This window comes from Occallatibacter riparius, from assembly GCF_025264625.1.
Taxonomy (GTDB): Bacteria; Acidobacteriota; Terriglobia; order Terriglobales; family Acidobacteriaceae; genus Telmatobacter; species Telmatobacter riparius.
Window position 1 is genome coordinate 2,953,724 of record NZ_CP093313.1, and the last position, 20,503, is coordinate 2,974,226.

16 protein-coding genes are annotated in these 20,503 nt (G+C 60.7%); 7 read left to right on the forward strand and 9 right to left on the reverse strand.

Going from position 1 to position 20,503, the window contains the following annotated elements:
- Positions 1-64 precede the first annotated feature (64 nt).
- Positions 65-613 (forward strand): adenine phosphoribosyltransferase, encoded by a 549-nt coding sequence (locus MOP44_RS11955; protein ID WP_260796263.1) that lies wholly within the window; start codon positions 65-67, stop codon positions 611-613.
- A 378-nt stretch (positions 614-991) separates the two neighbouring features.
- Positions 992-2,911 (forward strand): ATP-dependent zinc metalloprotease FtsH, encoded by a 1,920-nt coding sequence (gene ftsH, locus MOP44_RS11960; protein WP_260796264.1) that lies wholly within the window; start codon positions 992-994, stop codon positions 2,909-2,911.
- Positions 2,912-3,047: 136 nt separating this feature from the next.
- On the opposite strand, the gene MOP44_RS11965 is transcribed toward ftsH, so the two are convergent.
- Complete coding sequence (locus MOP44_RS11965) at positions 3,048-3,350, reverse strand: hypothetical protein (protein ID WP_260796265.1); 303 nt, start codon at positions 3,348-3,350, stop codon at positions 3,048-3,050.
- Positions 3,351-3,401: 51 nt separating this feature from the next.
- Between MOP44_RS11965 and pyrH the strand changes: the two genes are divergently transcribed.
- From pyrH to MOP44_RS11980, 3 genes are all read left to right on the forward strand, one after another.
- Complete coding sequence (gene pyrH, locus MOP44_RS11970; RefSeq protein ID WP_260796266.1) at positions 3,402-4,106, forward strand: UMP kinase; 705 nt, start codon at positions 3,402-3,404, stop codon at positions 4,104-4,106.
- A 172-nt stretch (positions 4,107-4,278) separates the two neighbouring features.
- The gene (locus MOP44_RS11975; protein ID WP_260796267.1) at positions 4,279-5,379 is read left to right on the forward strand and encodes an acyltransferase family protein; all 1,101 of its coding nucleotides are present in this window, start codon (positions 4,279-4,281) and stop codon (positions 5,377-5,379) included.
- A gap of 193 nt (positions 5,380-5,572) precedes the next feature.
- Positions 5,573-7,006 carry a serine hydrolase gene (locus MOP44_RS11980; protein ID WP_260796268.1) on the forward strand — a complete coding sequence of 478 codons (1,434 nt, stop codon included), beginning with the start codon at positions 5,573-5,575 and terminating at the stop codon, positions 7,004-7,006.
- 58 nt (positions 7,007-7,064) lie between these two features.
- Here the strand turns inward: MOP44_RS11980 and MOP44_RS11985 are convergent, their stop codons facing one another.
- From MOP44_RS11985 to MOP44_RS12005, 5 genes are all read right to left on the reverse strand, one after another.
- The gene (locus MOP44_RS11985; protein ID WP_260796269.1) at positions 7,065-9,029 is read right to left on the reverse strand and encodes a hypothetical protein; all 1,965 of its coding nucleotides are present in this window, start codon (positions 9,027-9,029) and stop codon (positions 7,065-7,067) included.
- Between the two features lie 198 nt (positions 9,030-9,227).
- Entirely contained in the window at positions 9,228-10,454 is a 1,227-nt protein-coding gene (locus MOP44_RS11990; RefSeq protein WP_260796270.1) for a beta-propeller fold lactonase family protein, read from the reverse strand.
- A 205-nt stretch (positions 10,455-10,659) separates the two neighbouring features.
- Positions 10,660-11,871 carry a lactonase family protein gene (locus MOP44_RS11995; protein WP_260796271.1) on the reverse strand — a complete coding sequence of 404 codons (1,212 nt, stop codon included), beginning with the start codon at positions 11,869-11,871 and terminating at the stop codon, positions 10,660-10,662.
- A 154-nt stretch (positions 11,872-12,025) separates the two neighbouring features.
- Entirely contained in the window at positions 12,026-13,384 is a 1,359-nt protein-coding gene (locus MOP44_RS12000; RefSeq protein ID WP_260796272.1) for a lactonase family protein, read from the reverse strand.
- A gap of 291 nt (positions 13,385-13,675) precedes the next feature.
- Complete coding sequence (locus tag MOP44_RS12005) at positions 13,676-14,302, reverse strand: hypothetical protein (protein WP_260796273.1); 627 nt, start codon at positions 14,300-14,302, stop codon at positions 13,676-13,678.
- A 138-nt stretch (positions 14,303-14,440) separates the two neighbouring features.
- Between MOP44_RS12005 and MOP44_RS12010 the strand changes: the two genes are divergently transcribed.
- Positions 14,441-15,076, forward strand: a complete 636-nt coding sequence (locus MOP44_RS12010) for a YdeI/OmpD-associated family protein (protein ID WP_260796274.1) — start codon at positions 14,441-14,443, stop codon at positions 15,074-15,076.
- 40 nt (positions 15,077-15,116) lie between these two features.
- Here MOP44_RS12010 and MOP44_RS12015 read toward each other — a convergent pair whose 3' ends face one another.
- From MOP44_RS12015 to MOP44_RS12025, 3 genes are all read right to left on the reverse strand, one after another.
- Positions 15,117-15,734, reverse strand: a complete 618-nt coding sequence (locus MOP44_RS12015; protein WP_260796275.1) for a hypothetical protein — start codon at positions 15,732-15,734, stop codon at positions 15,117-15,119.
- Positions 15,735-15,970: 236 nt separating this feature from the next.
- Complete coding sequence (locus tag MOP44_RS12020) at positions 15,971-18,052, reverse strand: M13 family metallopeptidase (RefSeq protein ID WP_260796276.1); 2,082 nt, start codon at positions 18,050-18,052, stop codon at positions 15,971-15,973.
- Between the two features lie 254 nt (positions 18,053-18,306).
- Positions 18,307-18,813 (reverse strand): hypothetical protein, encoded by a 507-nt coding sequence (locus MOP44_RS12025; RefSeq protein WP_260796277.1) that lies wholly within the window; start codon positions 18,811-18,813, stop codon positions 18,307-18,309.
- A 321-nt stretch (positions 18,814-19,134) separates the two neighbouring features.
- Here MOP44_RS12025 and MOP44_RS12030 point away from each other — a divergent pair, with 321 nt between their 5' ends.
- Positions 19,135-20,454 (forward strand): metal-dependent hydrolase family protein, encoded by a 1,320-nt coding sequence (locus MOP44_RS12030; protein WP_260796278.1) that lies wholly within the window; start codon positions 19,135-19,137, stop codon positions 20,452-20,454.
- Positions 20,455-20,503 lie beyond the last annotated feature (49 nt).

Consider the following 20,503-nt stretch of genomic DNA (forward strand, 5'->3'; position numbering starts at 1 on the left):
ACCCAGCATAAACCGGTTTCGCTTTTCATACGCCTGAGACCTCCGGCGACTTTATAATCGATTCATGCCGGAAACACAGAAGCCAGTCGACGTCGATAGCCTCAAAGCGCTTGTGCGCACCGTACCCGATTTCCCCAAGCCGGGAATCCTGTTCTACGACATCACCACCCTGCTCAAGGACAAGACCGGCTTTGCACAGCTCATCGATGCCATGGCGGCGCACTATCTTTCACAGAAGATTGATCTTGTGCTGGGCATTGAGGCCCGCGGATTCATCTTTGGACCGGCCCTGGCTTATCGGCTGAACGCCGGGTTCGTGCCTGTCCGCAAGCCGCGGAAGCTGCCTGCGCCGGTGGCGCGCGTCACCTACGACCTCGAATACGGTACCGATACGCTGGAGATTCACCTCGACGCCATCCAGTCCGGGCAGAAAGTGGTGCTGGTCGATGACCTTCTCGCCACGGGTGGAACCATGGAAGCTACGGTCAAGCTGGTGAAGCAGCTAGGCGGCGAGATCGCCGGCCTGGGCTTTGCCGTGGAGCTCGATTTCCTGAAAGGCCGGGACCGCTTCCCCGGGTACGACGTTTTCAGCCTGCTGCACTACGACGAATAAAGCAGGGAGTACGGAATAGGGAGTAGGGAATAGAAGACCAGTGATGAAGTGGCAAAGTGGCGGAGTGGCAAAGTTACGAGGGATTCGGTCTTTTGGCCGTGCTTGGTCACTCCGAAACTTTGTAGGGCTGGAACTCTGTGCGTTGGTTTTTCGTTTCCCCCAGAAGTGGCACTTCTCCACCGCCTGATCGGTACACGTTTTATCAGTCTGGGAGTACAATCTGTACTACTGCTCATCCGGGCGGTCGGGTGAACTGTCCCCAGCAAGGTCACCTTAAGATTGTGTGACCTCCAGGGGATTAAGCGCGTCTTAAAAGATGAAGCAGGCGGTTGGAGTGTTTCTGAGCGGATACTTCCCGCCGCGAGAAGAGGAGTCCTGGTGAATTCAACCGTAAAGACAATCATGTTCTGGGTCTTCATCCTGGTCTGCCTGATGATGCTGTGGGCAGTGGTGTCGAAGAGCACGAGCATGGGTAAGACCGCGGAAATTGGCTATTCCGATCTGCTCGACAAGATCGACGCCGGCCAGGTTCAGGATGTAACCATCCAGGGCACCGATGTTCATGGCCATCTCAAGGGGCAGAAGGACGAGTTCCACACCGTTATCGCTGCGGGGCAGGTGGACAACCTGAGCAAGGAACTGCGCTCCAACAAGGTGACGTTCGGGAACAAGGACCCGCAGAACAACGGCCTCATGTTGCAGATTCTGTTCAACGTGGGTCCGTTTGTGCTGATCGGCGCCATCTGGTTCTTCATGCTGCGGCAGATGCAGAGTGGCGGCAACAAGGCGCTGAGCTTCGGCAAGAGCCGGGCGCGCCTGCTCTCGATGCAGCAGAAGAAGGTCACGTTCAAGGATGTGGCCGGCGTGGATGAGGCCAAGGAAGAACTCAAGGAGATCATCGAGTACCTGCGCGAGCCGCAGAAGTTCCAGAAGCTCGGTGGACGCATCCCCAAGGGCGTGCTGCTCGTCGGACCTCCGGGAACCGGCAAGACCCTGCTGGCGCGTGCGGTGGCCGGCGAGGCCAACGTGCCGTTTTTCTCCATCTCCGGTTCTGACTTCGTGGAGATGTTCGTCGGCGTGGGCGCGAGCCGCGTCCGCGACCTGTTTGAGCAGGGCAAGAAGAATGCCCCCTGCATCATCTTCATCGACGAAATCGACGCAGTCGGCCGCCATCGCGGTGCCGGTCTGGGCGGCGGACACGATGAGCGCGAGCAGACGCTGAACCAGTTGCTCGTCGAGATGGACGGCTTTGAGTCGAACGACGGCGTGATCCTGGTCGCTGCGACCAACCGGCCCGACGTGCTCGATCCGGCGCTGCTGCGCCCTGGACGCTTCGATCGTCGCGTGGTTGTGGGCCTGCCTGACGTGCGTGGCCGCGAGGAAGTGCTTCGCGTACACGTGAAGAAGGTTCCGCTGTCTGACGATGTGAACCTGAACGTGCTGGCGCGCGGTACACCGGGCTTCAGTGGCGCCGACCTGGCCAACATGGTGAACGAGGCCGCGCTGAACGGCGCTCGCCTGAACCGCAAGCAGGTCACGATGTACGACTTCGAGCTCGCCAAGGACAAGGTCCTGATGGGCGCGGAACGCAAGTCGATGTTGCTGACCGACGAGGAGAAGCGGGTAACCGCGTATCACGAGGCCGGCCACGCGCTGGTGTCGTTCCTGCGCGATCACTCGGATCCGATCCACAAGGTGACGATTATTCCGCGTGGCATGGCGCTGGGCGTTACGGTGTACCTGCCTGACGACCGGCACAACTATACCCGCGACTACCTCGAAACCCGGCTGGCAACGGCTTACGGCGGACGCGTGGCGGAGGAGATCTTCCTCAACCAGATGTCAACCGGCGCCGGTTCCGATATCGAAGTGGCTACCGATCTTGCTCGCCGCATGGTGTGCGAGTATGGCATGAGCCGCCTGGGACCGCTGACCTTCGGCAAGAAGGAAGAGCAGATCTTCCTGGGCCGCGAGATTGCGCAGCACAGGGACTTCAGCGAAGAGACGGCGCGCCAGATCGATCTTGAAGTGCGGCGCTACATCGACGAGGCGTACCAGTCGGCGTACACGCTGATCAACACGCACCAGGACGCGATGCACCGCCTTTCGGCCGCTTTGCTTGAGCGTGAGACGATTGATGCCGATGAAGTGAAGCTGCTGATCGAGGGCAAGGAACTGCCTCCGATGCGCAGCCCGCTGGCTGCTCCTGGCGACGGCCCCGGCACCGGACAACAGGTGCTGAAGCCGGAATCGCGCGGCGGTTCGGGATTCCCCGAAGGCTCGCCGAGCCCGGCATAACCACCTGCGGTGGGGCCAACTGCGCCTTCGGCGCCATTCGTGCCAACCGCAGCTTCAGAGGTGAATGAGAGGGTCGCTCTTCGGAGCGGCCCTTTTTCGTTGGGGGGTCGTTGCGCGGGGATGGCATCGCGCGCCGCTAGGTCGCGGCGCCAACCAGTGCTTCTCGCAGATCGGCGATCAGGACGTCGGTCTGAACGATTCTTTCCTGCGTTTGCGAGATCATTGCGATCGTTTCTGCAACGCACTTTGATTGCTGCTCATTGCTGGAGTTTCCGATCTGGATCCGCAGCCGGGTGACATTCATCCTGACGCTCAGGGCGTCGTAATCAACCATCTTTGAACCTTTCGGGGCGACGATCCATATGGAGAGCCTATGTGCCGGGGAGGCGCTCCGTAACTGGGGAGTACCCGTGTTTTTGCTCGGCTTGCGGCACAGCATTGAAAGCCCTCCGCTGGGGCAGACAAGCGTTATGCGATACTCGAAAGAGGTATGTTTAAACGCATTGTTCTTAAGCTCTCTGGCGAGGCGCTGGCCGGTACGCGCGGCTTTGGACTGGACGCCGTGAAGGTGGCCGAAACCGCTGCTGAAGTGGCGGACGTTCACGAACTTGGTGTGCAGATCGCGCTGGTGGTCGGCGGCGGCAACATTTTCCGCGGCGTGGCCGATCAGGCCCGCGAGATGGACCGCGTGAGCGCCGACAACATGGGCATGCTCTCGACCATCATCAACGCCATTGCCCTGCAGGATGCGCTGGAGCAGCGCGGCGTGCAGTGCCGCGTGATGACCGCGGTGTTTATGAACCAGATCGCCGAGCCGTATATCCGACGGCGTGCGGTGCGCCACCTGGAGAAGGGGCGCGTGGTGATCTTCGCGGCGGGCATCGGGAACCCGTTCTTTTCGACGGACACCGCTGCCAGTCTCCGTGCCATGGAGATCAAGGCCGACGTGCTGCTGAAGGGCACCAAGGTCGAGGGCGTCTACAATGCCGACCCCAAGCTGGTGGAAGATGCGGTGAAGTATGACGAGCTCACGTACATGGACATTCTGCAGCAGGGGCTGAAGGTGATGGACCTGACCGCGGTGAGCCTCTGCAAAGACAACAACCTGCCCATGATCATCTTCAACATGAACCAGCCGGGTAATATCAAGCGCGTGGTGATGGGGGAGAAGGTCGGGTCGCTCGTCACTGCGTGATGAGCGACAGGAGTAGGCAGTAGGGAATAGGGAGTAGAAAGACAGGGACCGAGACAACAAGGGTCCAAGGTAACAGAGATCAGCGGGCGGCGAAGTTCGGCCGCCCATCTTCCGCAAGAGAGTCAACATCCTGCCCGCATCGCCAGCCTCGACAACGCCGTCTAAGCAAGTGGTGGAGACACGCAAGCCAGACAGGCTGAACGCGTTGACCGGCCTGCGCACCTTCGCGGCCGTCAACATCGTCTTCTTCCATTTCTCCAATCCCCTGTGGTTTGGCATCTTCGCGCCCATCGTTAATGCGGGCTACGCTTCGGTGAGCTACTTCATTTTGCTCTCCGGTTTTGTGCTGGGTTATAACTACGGCGGCCGCGCGCGGACGGGGCAACTGCACACATGGCGCTTCTATAAAGCGCGGTTTACGCGGCTCTATCCCATCTACCTGCTGAGCCTTTTGATGGCGTGGCGCATGGTGCCGCAGGAGTACGCTTCGCACACACACACCATGTTCTGGCTGGGCATGGTGCTGAGCCCTCTGCTACTGCAGGGGTGGATTCCCGAAATTGCCACGTTTCTGAACACGCCGGCGTGGACCATGTCCGCCGAGTCGTTCTATTACGTGCTGTTCCCGTTCCTGGCGCGCTGGAAGCAGCCGCAGACGATGGGTCCGCTGCTGCGACGGCTGACGGTGATCTGGCTGTTGGGACTGATTCCGGGAACGCTGTATGTGATCTTCAGTCCCGACGGCATTCCGCATCCCGACCGCTTCTCGACTGGGACCTGGCTGCAGGCGTTGAAGTTCACGCCGCTGCCCCACATGGCCAGCTTCGTCTTCGGCGTGGTGCTGGCGGAGCTGGACGAGTTGATTCCCCGCGACGGGCATCTGCGGTTCTGGCTGGGCGTGGGGGGATTCGGAGCGGCGTTCTTACTGCTTTCGCTGGGTGGCCGCATTCCCTATGCGGTGATCCACGACGGCCTGCTCATGCCGCTGTTCGGATGCATCATTCTGGGCCTGGCCGGCAGGAATCCGCTGGCGCACGCACTGGGCGTGAGGCCTCTGGTCTTCGTCGGTGAAGCCAGCTACTGCCTCTACCTGCTGCACTTCAACTTCTGGAACCTGATCCACGACACGCACGTGCTCGATCGGGTGGGACTGGCTTGGATGGATCCGTGGATCAGCTACGTGATTCTCATTCTCATGTCGCTGGCTGCGCTGCACTTTGTCGAGAAGCCCGCGCAGAAGTGGTTGCGGAAGCTGATGACGGCGAATGCGTAGAGGCAGGGAATAGGGAGTAGGGAATAGGGAGTCGGAAGGCCGGCCTGAGGGTCGGCTTTCTTGTTTCTATTTGTGATCCGGATCACGTAAGTCAAAGAAAACAAGCAATATTTGAACAGGGATGCATATCTGCGCGTAGTAGCATGCCATGGGATTCAATCCGGGCCTGCTTTCGTACCGCAAGGGGGACAGGATGCATTCATTGTTTCGTTTTGCCGCAATCGTATGTGCCGGTGCAGCGTTGAGTGCCGGATTTGCCGCGCAGAATGCTGCTGCAACATCGAGGGTTGATCCGGCCGCCAAAGCTGATGCGGCCGCATCAGCCGACCAGTACTTACGCGCGTGGGCCGATCAGGGGCGGTTCGCGGGGACGGTGCTGATTGCCAAGGGGGACAAGATTCTGCTGCGCAAAGGCTATGGGCTGGCCAATTACCAGGGCAAGGTGCCGAATGCGCCGGAGACGGTCTTCCGTATCGGGTCGATTACGAAGATGTTTACGGCCTTTGGCATCTTGCAGCTTGAGGAGAAGGGCAAGCTGAGCGTGAACGATCCGGTGGTGAAGTATGTGCCGGAGATTCCCGCTGCGTGGAGCGCGATCACGATTCATCAGCTGCTGTGCCACAAGTCGGGTATTCCGGATTTTGTGAACGCCAAGGCGTATGGGGCTTTCAACCAGCCGCATGCTGTGGAGAACGCGATCAGGGAATACGCCGATAAGCCTCTGGTCAACGCGCCCGGCGCTACTCTGCGCTACAGCAACTCGGGCTATGTGCTGCTGGGGCGGGTGATCGAGAAGGTGAGCGGCAAGCCGTATGACGAGTACATCACCGAGAACATTCTGAAGCCGGCAGGGATGACGCACACCGGGATGGATCCGACGCGCGAGCCGAAGGCCAATCTTGCAAACGGCTACAGGTGGGATGGCGAGGAAGTGGTGAATGCTCCGTTTAGCCAGCCTGATTACTCGCCGGCGGGCGGGCTGATGTCGACTGTCGACGACATGTACAGGTTCGATCGCGCGCTGAAGGCCGGCACGCTGTTCAGTAAGGCCATCATGGAGAAGGCATGGGGCAGCTATGGGCGCTGGACGGCGCCGCCGCCGATTCCCATGGAGGCCGACTATGGCTACGGGTGGATGACTGGGAATGATTTCGGGCACAAGTGGGTGGGCCATGGCGGATGGGTGAACGGATTTGTGTCGGAGTTCAACCGCTATCCGGATGACGACATGGTGGTGATCGTGCTGTGGAACTTCGAGACGTCGAACCACATGATCGTGAACCGCGACCTGGAGGCGATCCTGTTCGGAGCGCCGTTCGAGATGCCAAAGGCGCAGCCGATCGTGCATCCCAAGGTGGAGACGCTGGCCCGCTACGTGGGCAACTACCAGCTAGGGCCCATGACGGTGCAGATCACCCTGAAGAACGGCAGGCTGTATGCGTTTGCTCCGGGGCAGCCGACGCCGTATGGGCTGGTGGCTGTTTCCGATACGGAGTTCTACTGCAACGATGCGCCAACCCAGTTGCGGTTTGTTCCGGATGAGAAGGGGACTGCCGGGCAGATCGTGCTGAATCTGATGGGGCGGGAGATGACGGCGGTGAGGGCTGCGGGAACGCCGGGTCTGTGATGGGGCCTGTGATTGCGCGGGCGCCGGCCTGGTAGATGGCTGGCGCCCGCAGCTGTCTTTATTCGAGGGCAAACGCCACAAAGCTGTGCGGCTGGACGGTGAAGGTGAACTGAGTCCGCTCCGGGGCGCGGCGATGGGAGGGAGCGGTCATGGGCTTGCCGTCGATGACCGCGCCCGTGGCGATGTTGCGGAGATGCGCGGTCCTTCCGGCGGCTGACACGGTTACGGTCTGCGGCGCGTCGAGAAACGATTCGACTACGAAGCTCGAGTTGTCATAGGCGAAGAGGCTGACCTTGGCGGGGGCATCCGGTACAACAGGGAAGCCGACCATGAGGTACTGGCGAAGCTGCGCCAGGACGGGCTGCGGTAGGGCATAGAGGTCGCTGGCGTTCTCGGGGACGGTGAGGACGTAGAGGATTCCCTTCGAGAACTTGTCCATCAGCAGGATGGGGGCGCCGCGACCGCTCGCGGTGCCGCGCACGATGGGCCACGCGTCATTGGTCTGGAACTGGATTTCAGGGATCAGGATGCCGGTGGCATCGCCCAGGCTGAAACCCGCGCCAGCGCCGTAGCCGCTCCACCAGTGATCGATGCGGAGCACGTTGCCGGTGTAGTGCAGCTCGGCGATGCTTTCGATGCTGTCCGGTCCGCCGGAGCCATGGCCCTCAAGAGCTTTCAAAAGATTCGCCGTGATGACGACGTTGCCGCCCTCTTCAAGATGCTTGCGGATCTTGCTGACGATCTGGGGGTCGGCTTTCGCCTGCTCGGTAAGCAGAACGGTGTGGGCTTCCGTGGCGCTGGGGAATGTGGGGCGGATCTCGATGGGGATGCCGATCATGCCCAGGTAATTCTGGAGGAAGTCTTCGCCCGTGGATTGATAGGGCTTGTAGCTGGCGATGCCTACGGGTTTGCCGAGCTTGCCCAACACGGCGTTCACTTCGTTGAGGGCATATCCGGCTGCGGAGGCGAACGTGGGTTTGCCGGTGACGCCGGTTGCGGAGCGCCATTTGTCGAGGCCGGCAGTGGTGAAGGTGGTGGGTTGGCTGCCCCAGCTTCGGTCGCCGATGAAGGCCGGCTGGATCATGTCGCTGTATTGAAAGAGCATGATCTGGGGAGCCTTGGCGAGCATGGTGTCCCAGAGCTGCTCGGCGTAGCGGTCGATGGTGCGGGAGTCGTATGTGTCGACCCAGCCGCCGCCGTTCGTTCCCTTCTTGGAGTCCGCGGCGACATTGTCGAAGTAGCGGACGATCTCGTAGCTTTCGTACTGCTGCAGGTGCTGATCATTGTCTTCGGGGTCGCGCGTCTCGGTGCCCGTATAGATGCCGTCATAGAGCTTGGGCTCTACATCGAGGTCGTAGCCGTTGGCAGGGAAGTGCTCATACCAGTTGGGGAACTTGATGATGACCTTCGCTTTGGGATTGACGGCGCGCGCCGGGCCGAGGACGAGGTCACGCGAGACATCGGCCATGAGCTTGAGGCGGAAAGCGGTCCAGGACTGCGAGCCACGAGCGGAGATGTCGGAATCCCGCTTGGTGTTGGAGAAGAAGAAGTCATCGAGCATGATTTCGTCGAAGTGGCGGGCGGCCTGCTCGGCTACCTGCTTGACCAAGTCGCGCTGCCTGGGGTCGGTGTAGCACATGGAGATGAACTGGCCTTCGCCGCCGGCATCGGGCGAATCGGAGCCGGCGTTGTCGCCCGCGCCTACGTAGGCGATGCCGCCGGCTGTCTCCACGCCCTGCGACTTGAAGAAGGCCTTGGCGTTTTCGAGCGCGGCGTCGCTGGTGACTGTGCCGCTGCGGTAGGTCTCGATGTAGACCTTGTCGACCCGCACCTGGCTGGAGAGCTCAGCCCACGATTCTTTCATGTACGCGGGGTCTTTCATCATCCGCTCCACCTGGAAGACCGGGATGTAGACGGCGACCTTGAACTGGTCGTGCGCGGGGGCGGCGGCGCGGGCTGGAATCGAAAAGAGGGCGGCCAGGGCAAAAAGGCCAGAAAGGATCAAGCGGGCTCGGACAGACATGCGTATCTCCCATGGATTGTCGGAACGAGCCAGTATATGCGGCGAATCGCCTTTGGTAAAACGTTTGCGCGGGTAATGCAGGGACCAGGGACCAGGCAACAGGTACAAAGGGGCAAGGGAGTAGGGAGTAGGGAATAGGGACAAATGAAAAGCCCAGCCGATTGGCTGGGCTTTTTGCTTGAGTCGATTGGGTGCTGTTTACGGCGTGGTGTTCTGCAGCGAGTGGTTGCCGTGCGAGATGATGGCGATGGCGCGCGGCTTCGACAGAGACGGATAGGGCGTTGCCTGCGTCTGCGCGAGAGCGCCGGTATTGGGATTCAGGCGGAAGCCGCTGACCGAGTTGCCGAGGAAGTTGGACGTGTATACGTAGCGTCCCAGGGCGGGATCGACTGCGACGGCGACGGGCTGGGTGTCAGACGCGTTCAACTGGCTGCCGGTGGTGTTGATGACGATGGAGGGGATACCGGTGGCGAGATCGATGGCGTACGCCGAAACCGTGGAGTCGAGCGAGTTGGAGACGTAGATGTACTTGCCGCGCGGATCAACGGTGACGGCACTGGGCTCGGCGCCGGTCTTGTAAGGACCGCTGATGAGGAAGTTCAGCTTGGTGTTGTCGGTGATGCCGTAGCCGATGAGCTGATTCGACGCATAGTCGGTCACGTAGACGAAGCGGTTGGTGGGATCGACGGCCACGCCGGTGGGCTTCACACCCGCCTGGAACGCGTTGCCGTTCGCCGGCGTGAGAGCGCCCGACGAATCAGCTCCGAAAGAGAAGACCCAGCCCGGGTGCGCGGCGCTGGTGATGGTGCCGCCGGGATTGTAAGACGACTGGTCATACACGCTGGCGAACACGGCGCTGTTGTTGGGCAGCACGGCCACGGCGGTGGGCACTGTGACATCGCCTGCGTAGCCGGGGATAATCAGCTGGTGCTGCTCGGTGGCCGATCCGATTGCGCCGCCCTTGATGGAATAGGCGGTCAGGGTCGACGTCGTGGTTCCCGAAAGCACGTAGAGGAACGAGTTCGCCTGGTTCACGGCCAGAGCCGTGGGCGGATCGGCGAGCGTAACACTGTCCTTCTTGGTGAGCACGCCGTTCGAAGCGATGGTGTAGTGAACCACGGTGTTGTTATCGGCCACGGCGACGTAGAGATTGGCCTCATCGGAGCTCACGGCCATGGCGACGGGAGTCTGGCCGCCGGTCAGGAAGGGGGTCTTCTCCGTGCCTGCGGCAAAGCGTATCGCGCCGGATTGCGAATCGACAGCGAAGACCTGGATGGCGCCATTGGTGCCCTGGGTATTGCTGTAGGTGCCGGCGACATAAAGATAGTCAATTGTTACCAGCTGGCAGGCTGAGAGCAGGGAGGCCACCACGAGGCCGATCAGAGCGACCAGCAAGAGCTGGCCCGATGATTTGCTGAACTTCATGCGCTTCCTTCGTCGCGGGCCGTTACGGGTAACCCCGGCTGCGAATTTCTGTTGCCGGAGAACCCAAGGAAAAAGCCCCATGAGAACTCTGTTTTAGTTTTCCATAGGGATTGTAAAGTCCGCTATGGGCTGTTGCTACTTGCCGGCCGGGCGATGCGCACCCGTTCCGGTGGAATCTCTCGGGCTGCTGCCCGTTTTCACTGCATTACTTCTTCGAGACCGTGGCGTGCGAGACGGCTGCTACGGCCGTTGGGTTGGCGTTTGCCGTGTACGGCGAGAATTGCGAGTTGAGCAACGCTCCGGAGCCGGCATTGATCTGGTATCCGGACACCGTGTTCGCCAGGAAGTTCGCCGTGAAAAGATACTGGTTCATTGCTGGATCGATGCCGATGGCAACGGGCTGAGTGTCAGACGGGAACGTACCGCTGCTGGCGAGAGCGCCGTTGGCCGCGATCGTGAATCCGCTGATGGTGGAGTCGGACGAGTTTGCCACGTAGGCCAGCTTCCCGGTCTTGTCGACAACGATGGCCGAAGGGGCATTGCCGGTGACAAACGGGCTGCCGGCGATCGGCGTGAGCGCTCCTCCGGAAATGCTGAAGCCGTGAACGTTGCCACTAGTCTGATCTGTGACATACAGGTGCGAGCCAGACGGATCGGCAGTAATCGCGGATGGATGAATCCCCGCGGGAGTGGGCACGCCGCCGTTCAGAGGCGTAAGCGAGTTGCTGCCTACCGCAAAAGCGAAGACATAACCGGCATTCGCCGTCGTATCGTAGGCAGCCACGTAAATCTCTGAGCTAGTGGCCGCGATGGCGACCGGGAGAACGATATCGGATTTGCTGCCGGGAACGATCAGCGGCCAGTAGTTGGTACCGAGGTCAGTGTTGGCGAATGGGTTCTGGCGATCCAGGGAGTCATCGGCTTTGATGGGCCATGCAGCGACCGAGCCCGTGCAGGGCGAGGCAGGCGAGCAGGTGGGGAGGGGCTCGTACGTATCGGCAACGAACAGGTTCGTGCCGGCAACGGCTGTGGCTACCGGGAAGATACCGGGGGTGTTCACGGTGTTTTGCGGATAAAGCTTGCCGTCGGTGCCGATTGCGAACTGAACGATGGTGTTGTCGTCGCGGTTTACTACATACAGCGTTTTCTCGTCGGGGTGGGTGGCTTCGGCCACGGGATTGCGTCCGCCTGACGGGAACGGCGATGTGGGAATCTGGCGCATGCGGCCTGACTCCTGGTTGATTTCGAAGACATCGACTTCGCCGTATTGGTTCGGGCCGGCCGCTCTTGCGCTGGTGACATAGACGAAGTCGACGGTAAGCGAGCCGGTGAACTGGTCACAGGCCGTCAGCAGGGAGGCCACTCCGAGGCTGGCCGCGGCGACCAGCAACAACTGGCCCGATTTGTTGAACTTCATTGGCATCTTTCGTCCGCAGAGAAACCGGGTTTGCATTTTGCCGGACGAGCACGCCAGGTACTCGTCCGGCAGAGGGGTTCTAATTGCAGGATCGCGATTCGAGATCCTGTTGAGGCGGTCCGTCCGGCTTACGCCGGATGGGGCGCAGAGCCGACTAGCTGGTGCGTCCGTTGACCAAGCAGTAGGTGGCCGGGCCAGGAAGCGCGTACGCCTTGTTGGCCTTTCCGGGCAGCAGGTTCAGTACGCCTGAGTTCTGGTCGAGCACGCGGCCGCTAACCGCTGAATCATTGAAGCCGGCCGTATAGACGAACTGATTCGACGGATCCTCAACCAGGCACTGCGGACCAGCTCCAGCGCCGAACGGGCTGCCCGACATGGGGGTCAACTGCTTGGTCGAGTTGTCGATCACGTAGCCTGTCAGGCCGCTCTGGGCGTTGTTCGGGTCGGCACTGTTGCCGGTGTTCGCCACGTAGGCCCACTTACCCTTGGACTCAACCAGGAGGAACAGGGGGTTCGACTGTGTGGCATCGACCGGAACCGCGCCGCCACTCTGCGCCTGAAGGGCGCCGCCGCTGCCGACGGTGTAAGGCAGGATCTGGCTGGGAGCAGAGCCGCTTCCAAAGATTCCGCCGGAGTAGGTGATTGGCTCGTTATCGAGAACGTAGATGGATCCGTTGCCCGACTGGATTGCGGTCGCCTTGTTGATGTTCAGGGGCTGCGGGCCGTTCTGGCTGATCGTGAGCTGGCCGGTGGCCTGCGAGTAGTTGTACGGGAAGACCAGATTGCCGACCGACGGATTGTCGGTAAGGGTCAGCACGTAGCTGCCGGAGATGACGAAGTCGACAGGATTGACTGGGACAGGGAAATACGGCAGGGGCTGTCCGGCCGCCGAAGAAACCTGCGAATTCAGGACCAGGCTGAGCCGGCCTGTGGTGGAGTCAACCTTGAACACGGTGATGTCGCCGCAGGTAGTCACGTTCGGCCCAAGCGCGAGCGAGCAGGAATTCGAAGTCCCCTTGCCGCTGTCGGGAGCATCGTGATCGAGAACGAAAACGTAGGTGCCGGAGGCATCCGCGATCATGCGCAAGGGATTGTTGCCCTGGCTGGTGAATGTCTGCGGCTGAGGGCTCAGTGAACCATTGCCGCCGACGGAAAAGAGGGTGACGTTGGCACCTGCGCACGGAGAACCGGCGGAGGTGCAGTCTGCACCTCCATTGGCGTCGCGTCCTTTATTCAGGACATAGACGAACCGGGAACCCTGCAGCAGAATGGCACGCACCGGATTGGAGCCGCCTGAGGCGACCGGCATTCCATTCACCGGTCTCAGCTGGCCGGTGTTGTGATCAATCTTGAACCCGCTGATGACGCCCTGGCCGGTTGATCCGGAGGTCTGGTTACCGGTTACATAGAGGAAGCCGACGGTATAACTCTGGACGCAAGACGAAAGGCTGAGGACGGCGCCAACAGAGAGGGCGCTCATCAAAAGGGCCTTGCCGAATTTCCTAAACTTCATGCGATTCCTTCATCCTGGCCGGGCGTACGCCGCCAAGTGGGTGCGTTCCGCAGCAGTGCTGGGTTGGGATGGGTCCCTGCTGAATTGTAAAAGCCGAGGGTAGTTTGTGCCTAGTTTACCGGGTTGGCGTGCAGAAATGCCGTACAGCGCGGGCATTCCGAAAAAGTGCAGAGTTGTCATCTGCGCCCGTCAAGGCTGAACTTGCTGATCTGTCAGGCGCAATCGTGTTTTGGACGGGGCCGGTTGCGGAAAGTCAACTGATTTGCGCAAGCGGACCTGCGGCTTGCAGCGCTAGGGGCACGAATCGCAGTTCACCGTCACGTTGATATTGGCCGTGGTGCTGATTGCGGGCCTTACATCGGGTGGTGTGGCTGCGTGAAGAGTGTAGGTGTACTTGCCGGGCGTCATCGCCAAGCCGGGATTTCCGCCGCAACCTGTCAACCCGGTGGAGAGCCAAAGAGCGGGCGCGACGCTGATGGCGGTGAGGGTGCTGAGCCGGTATCTGCGGAGGCGCAGGCCCAACAGCCCAAAGCCCAGGAACGCTCCAGCCATGAGCGGCGAGGAGGGGTGCCGCGAGGACTGTGACTTTGCCTGCATGGCCGAGGTTGGCCCGGGTTGAGCTGTCCACGGCGGATAAAACTCGATGGTTCCGGTGACGGAGCCTCCCGAGGGAACCATGACGTTCTGCGTGGGGTGATTGCACTGCGCGAGCACGTAATCGGGCAGGAGATTGGGGTTCGGCCCCAGGCAATAGGCGCCTACTTTTCCGGCGAAACCATTGGTGGATTTCACGGTGAACGTTGTGGATGCGGTGCCTTGACCGGAGATCTTCACGTCGGTTCCGGTAATGGTGAAGGATGGCGTGGCTGCTGAGATTGGCGGAGAGGCAAGCGATAGCGCTAAGAATGCAAATACCAAGAGTCTTCCTGAGGAGATGACCACCGTTAGAGCTCCAGGGTTGAAGCGAAGTTTAATTCTGGGGCTTAGACGCGGCGGCGACGGCAACATCACTAGTGAAAGGCTGATACACTGCGGACCAAAACGAGGAGCGATTGCATGGCAGGCGAGAGCATGAACCCGAAGGTCGACGCATACATTGAGAAGGCGAAGCCGTTTGCGCAGCCGATTCTCGAACACTTGCGCAAGCTGATGCACAAGGGCTGTCCCGATGTGGAAGAGGCCATCAAGTGGAGCATGCCGTTCTTTGTCTACAAGGGCGCGATTCTGGCCAACATGGCAGCCTTCAAGGAGCACTGCAGCTTCGGCTTCTGGGGTAAGGAGATTGCGGCGGTACTGGCGGAGGCGGGCGTCGTGAGCGGCGAGGGCATGGGTACGCTGGGCCGCATCGCGAGCGTGAAGGACCTTCCATCAGACAAGCAGATGCTGGGATGGATTCGGCAGGCAGCCAGTTTTGTCGATGATGGGACGTATACGAGCCCGATGGCGGGACGCAACAAGGTGGTAAAGGCACCGAAGGCGCAGGTGGAGATGGGACCGGAGTTTGCCGCGGCGCTCAAGAAGAACAAGGGCGCCGCGAAGGTCTTTGAGGCCTTCAGCCCGAGTTGCAAGCGGGAGTACATCGAGTGGATTGCCGATGCCAAGCGCGAAGAGACGCGGGATAAGCGGATTGCGCAGGCGGTGGAGTGGATCGCGGAAGGCAAGCAGCGGAACTGGAAATATCAGAATTGCTGAGGGCGCCTGCGGTGCGGCGGATTGCCGCTCAGCCGAGGCGCTAGGAGCATGCGTTGTGTGTTCCCGCCAAGCTGTTCTGCCTGGCTGCCCGGACCTTTGCATCCGGCTCTACGCAGACGTGATCACCGGGGAAGGCTTCCCTCCACACGTATCCCTGCAGACAAGTGTCGGCCCCATAAGCGCCTCCGCCGGGGCTGCGCCGCGAGGCACCTAGCGCATTTTCGTTTTGACTCTGCTCGCGCACGGCGGGGGTCACGCACACGTGATCGGAAGGGCCGGCTTCGCGCCAGACATAGCCCTGTTTGCAGGTGTCCGCAACAGATGTGCAGTTCTCTGTTGTTCCGTTGTTTGAGGGCGTCCGTGCGGGCTTTTGGCCGCTGGTCTTTTCAGCAGCTTCAACCCCTGTCATCTGGCCTCCGTCTCGAGCGGCCTGCGAGGTGTCAGCAGGTGACCGTTTCTGGGCATGTCCCACGTGCATTGACAAACCGGCGATTAACAATACGGGACCGATGAGCCCTGCTGCGATCCGCCCGTGCTTGCCAGCCTTGATCTTGTCGGAGATGTTTCCTGCGATGGCCAGGAGCAAGAGGAGGAGACCACCGGCTATCAAGAGGGTGTCGGGTCTGGCCTTCAGCAGTTCAGACAGGAATTCTTCCATTTGTGAACACTCCTTCCTCTGCGGGCCCGCGAAACTGAAGGGAACAAGGGAAAAAGCGAGATCGGGGATGGGATGTGCGCGATCAGCGCCGGTGTTCATCCCAGGAAAACGCTGCCTAATATAAGCATGAATAACCACTCGATTACCAACAATATGTGGCACTGAGCGGGGATGTGTGGCAGTTTCGAAAGAGAAAACGGGTGGGCGCTATCGCTCCCACCCGTAGTTGAAACTGGCTACCAGACCCGGCAGGCGTTCTCCGGATACATTGGCTGACCCTTCTTGCAGTTCCAGGCCTTGGCGAATCCGTCGAAGTTCTGCACGCTGCCGTTGGTGCGCCACTTGCCCGGCGAGTGCGGATCGGTCAGCGCAAGCTGGCGGGCTGACTGCTCGGTCTGGTTGGAGCACCACACCTGCGCAAAGCCGATGAAGAAGCGCTGCGCCTCGGTGTAGCCGTCGATCTTGTCGTCGATGGACTTGCCGTCCTGCGCGAGCGTATCGAGCAGGGCCATGTAGGCGATGCGGAGGCCGCCGTTGTCGGCGGTGTTCTCGCCCAGGGTGAGCTTGCCGTTGAGATTCTGTGCGGCTATGCCGTCGTGCGCGGGCGCCGTCTCAAAGCCGTTGTACTCCTTGACTTCGCAATCGGTGCGCTCGTTGAACTTTTGGCGATCGTCGGCGGTCTGCCACTCGCGCAGGTTGCCGTGGCCATCGTACTTTGAGCCCTGGTCGTCGAAGCCGTGTGTCATTTCGTGTCCGATGACCACGCCGATGCCGCCGAAGTTGACGGCCGGATCGATGTTGGGATCGAAGAACGGTGGCTGCAGAATGCCGGCGGGGAAGTTGATGTCGTTGTTCGACGGGCTGTAGTAGGCGTTGACGGTGGGAGGAGTCATGCCCCACTCCTTCTCGTCGACGGGCTTGCCCAGCTTGTTCAGGTTGTAGTTGCGGTCGAACACATCGGTGCGGCGCGCGTTGCCGAGCGCGTCGTCGCGCTTTACTGTCAGGGCTGAATAATCACGCCATTTCTCGGGGTAGCCGATCTTGTTGCGATAAAGCTCGAGCTTGGCCTCGGCGGCCTTCTTGGTCTCGTCGCTCATCCAGGGCAGCGTTTTGATGTCGTCGGCCAGAGCTTTGTCGAGAGCGGCCACCAGCTTATCCATGCTGGCCTTGGCCTTGGGCGGGAAGTTCTCCTTGACCCAGTCCTGGCCAACGGCTTCGCCGAGCGCGCGGTCGGTCTGCGCGGTGCACTGCTTCCAGCGCGGCGTCTGTTCCTTCTGCCCGGCCAGCGTCTTGCCGAAGAACTCGAAGTTCTCGTCGCGGAAGCTCTTGGGGAGCTCGGACGCGGTGCTGTGAATGGTGTGCCAGCGCAGATAGCTCTTCCAGGCATCGATGGGCTGTGAGGCGATCTGCTCGTTCAGGCCTTTGAAGAAGTCAGGCGTGGCGACGTTGAGCGTGTCGAAGTGCCTAACATCGATGTCTTTGAAGTAGACGCTGAAGTCGAAGTCGGGCGTGAGCTTCTGGAAGTCGGCAACGGTGTAGATGTGGTAGCGCTTCTCGGGGTCGCGCAGGTCGACGCGGGGCGTGGAGACTTTGGCCAGCGCGGTCTCGATGGCGATCACGGCGTCGGCTTCCTTCGCCGCCTGATCGGGGGAGTCGCCGGCGAGCGTGAACATCTTGGTCACGTGCGCGCGGTACTGGTCGCGGATGGTGTTGAAGCGCTTGTTGTCGACCAGGTAGTAGTCGCGGTCAGGCAGCGAGAGGCCGGCCTGCATCACGCCCGCAATCTGCTTCGTCGAGTCCTTCTGGTCCTGCTGCACGCCAAAGCGGAACAGCGGCACGCCGTCGCCCTGCTTCTCAAGCGCGCTTACAACCGTGGCGATGTCCTTCGTGGACTTCAGCGCAGCGATTTGGTCGAGCGGCGACTTCAGCGGCTCAATGCCTTTCTGATCGATGAGGTCGGTGTTCATGCAGGCGGCGTAGTAGTCGCCGTATTTCTTCTGCAGCGGCGTTTTGGGATTGTTGGCAGCGGCGTCGAGTTCCTTCCAGAGCAGGTAACGGTTGCGCTCGGCCAGCATGTTGAAGCTGCCCCAGCGCACCTGGTCTGCGGGGATGGGATTGTTCTTGATCCAATTGCCGCAGGCGTACTGGTAGAAGTCGGTGCAGGGATCGGCTGTTTTGTCGATGGCCGACGCGTCGAAGCTTTTGGTTTCGGCCGGAGGAGCAGGTTTCTCGTCCTGGCTCTGGGAGGGGGCTTGCGCCTGGGCTACAGCAGTTCCCACGGCCGCCAAAAGCGCGAGCGCAAAAGGAGCAGTCTTCATCTTTTTGAAGTCCTTTTCTATCGAGATATCCGAGCAGGCTGCGGCGTGCACGTCCGCCAAACCCGTTAGACGACGGCATCAACGCACGGGCCGACCATCGCCCAAAGCCTACCACCTTAATGAGGACGCGTGGATCGTCGGACAGGACGCAATGGCAACCGCTGAAGGTTGGTGTCGCGAACCAGGGCGCGGCGTGGGAGAGAGAGGTCGAGCGGTTTGGTCCGGTTTATCCGCGGTTTTTGCGCCGTGGCGAGTCAGCCCATCCGCTCCTGGTCGCCGGTCTGTCCCTGGTTCGACCTGTGATCGACGCGTAGCGCGGCTAGCTGAAGGAGAACTATGCGCCTGAGTTCAAACAAAGCGGGGTCGATCGAGTTGGAGTATTGCTTTTCCATGCCGGGAAGCGTTCGGCAAAGGCTGTCTGCATGCTGGCGAGAAGAGTGCAAGGATGAATCGGCGGGCACGATCTGCCTGTGGGTGGGTTGGTTCAATTCAGTGCTCGCGTTTGATAGTTCAAGCTCTGATGGATGGAACCAACCGCACTCCAGTCTTCTGCCGTTCAGCCATTGGCAGCGTGCGCCTGCGGCACTGATCTCGAGAATGGTCATTATGGGGCCGCCTTTTGATCGGACCCAGTCACCTATTTTCAGGCGTTGTTTTCTCTTTGCGACTCCGTAGCGACGGTCGTAAATCATTTTGAGCCCGACAAAAATTAGGAGTAATAGCTGTCCGAGAGAGTACGCAGCGTTCGGCGCAATCTCCATTCCACTTGTGTGCCATGAGAGCCGGACTCGAGGTAACTCCGGGATGTGTGACGTTCCGGTTTGATAGCCTGCATCGTTGGTGCTATTTCCGAGGGTGGTTCCCCTCGTTTTAATGTGGATCATTCAGTCGGGCCTCGTGGGGTGTCTCGTGCCGGGTTCTGGGGGAGGGCACGGCGTGGGCACCACGAGGTAACTGAACGAGGTGCAGCGAAAGCTGCGCCTCGCTGTTTTTGGGGGCAGGAATGCGGCGACAGGTCAATGCCGTTTGTTACACTCCGTTTGCGACTTCCCAACCCATTCCTCGCTTTCGGAGACGACCGGATGAGCATTCTGCGCACACCTGCGACAGTTCTTTTGGTGACAGCCCTTGCCGCCACGACGCCCCTTAGCATGCGGGGTCAGGCCGCGGCTGCCAAACGTACGCTGGTGCGGGCCGGCCACGTGCTCGATGTGAAGACCGGCAAACTGAGCGATGCGCAGACCATTGTGGTGGTCGGCGACACGATTCTGTCGATCAGGCCGAGCGCCTCCGAAACGCAGCAGCCCGGCGATACGGTGATCGACCTGGGCGGAATGACGGTGATGCCGGGGATGATCGACGTGCATACGCACTTGACCGGCAATCCCGACTTCGACACGTATCACGAGCTGACTTCGACCAACGCGAAGGAGGCCATCAACGGCGTGGTGAATGCGAGGACTACGCTGCTGGCGGGATTTACGACGGTTCGCAACGTGGGCGCGGGGGGCTTTACCGATGTGGACCTGCGCGACGCGATCAATGGCGGGCAGGTGCCGGGTCCGCACATGCTGGTGAGCGGCCCGCCGCTGGGGATCACCGGCGGCCACTGCGACGACAATCTGCTGCCAATTGAGTATCACCAGGTGGGCGACGGCGTTGCCGACGGCATCGCCGAGGTGCAGCACAAGGTAAGGCAGAACATCAAGTATGGTGCGGACCTGATCAAGATTTGCGCCACTGGCGGCGTGCTCTCGAAGGGCGACGATCCGCAGGCTTCGCAGTACACGCTGGAAGAGATGCAGGCAATTGTTGCCGATGCACACCGGCTGGGCCGCAAGGTCGCGGCGCACGCGCATGGGGCGCAGGGAATTCTGTGGGCTGCGAAGGCAGGCGTGGATTCGATCGAGCACGGCAGCTACATCGACGACGCGGCTATTGCGGAGATGAAGAAGGATGGCACGTACCTGGTGCCGACGCTCTACCTGGAAGACTGGATGATCGAGAAGGGCAAGCTGCCGGCGTTCTATCACCAGAAGATGCTGGACGTGAGCGCAGTGGCGAAGGCGAATATCAAGCGCGCCATGCAGGCAGGCGTGAAGATTGCATTGGGGACGGACTCGGCGGTGTATCCGCACGGGCTGAACGCACATGAGCTGGATGTCTATGTGAACCAGCTCGGCATGACTCCGCTGGCTGCGCTGCAGTCGACCACGATCAACGCGGCTGACCTGATGGGCCTGACTGCGAAGACCGGCACATTGGAGCCGGGCAAATGGGCCGACATCATCGCCATCGAGAAGAATCCGGTGGACGACGTGCGCGTGCTGCAGGATGTGAAGTTCGTGATGAAGGCAGGCGTGGTCTACAAGGGGCAGGGGTCGGTGCTGGAAGGCAAGTGAAGCAGTTCATAGTTCACAGTTCGTAGTTCACAGCGCGAGTACGAACAGG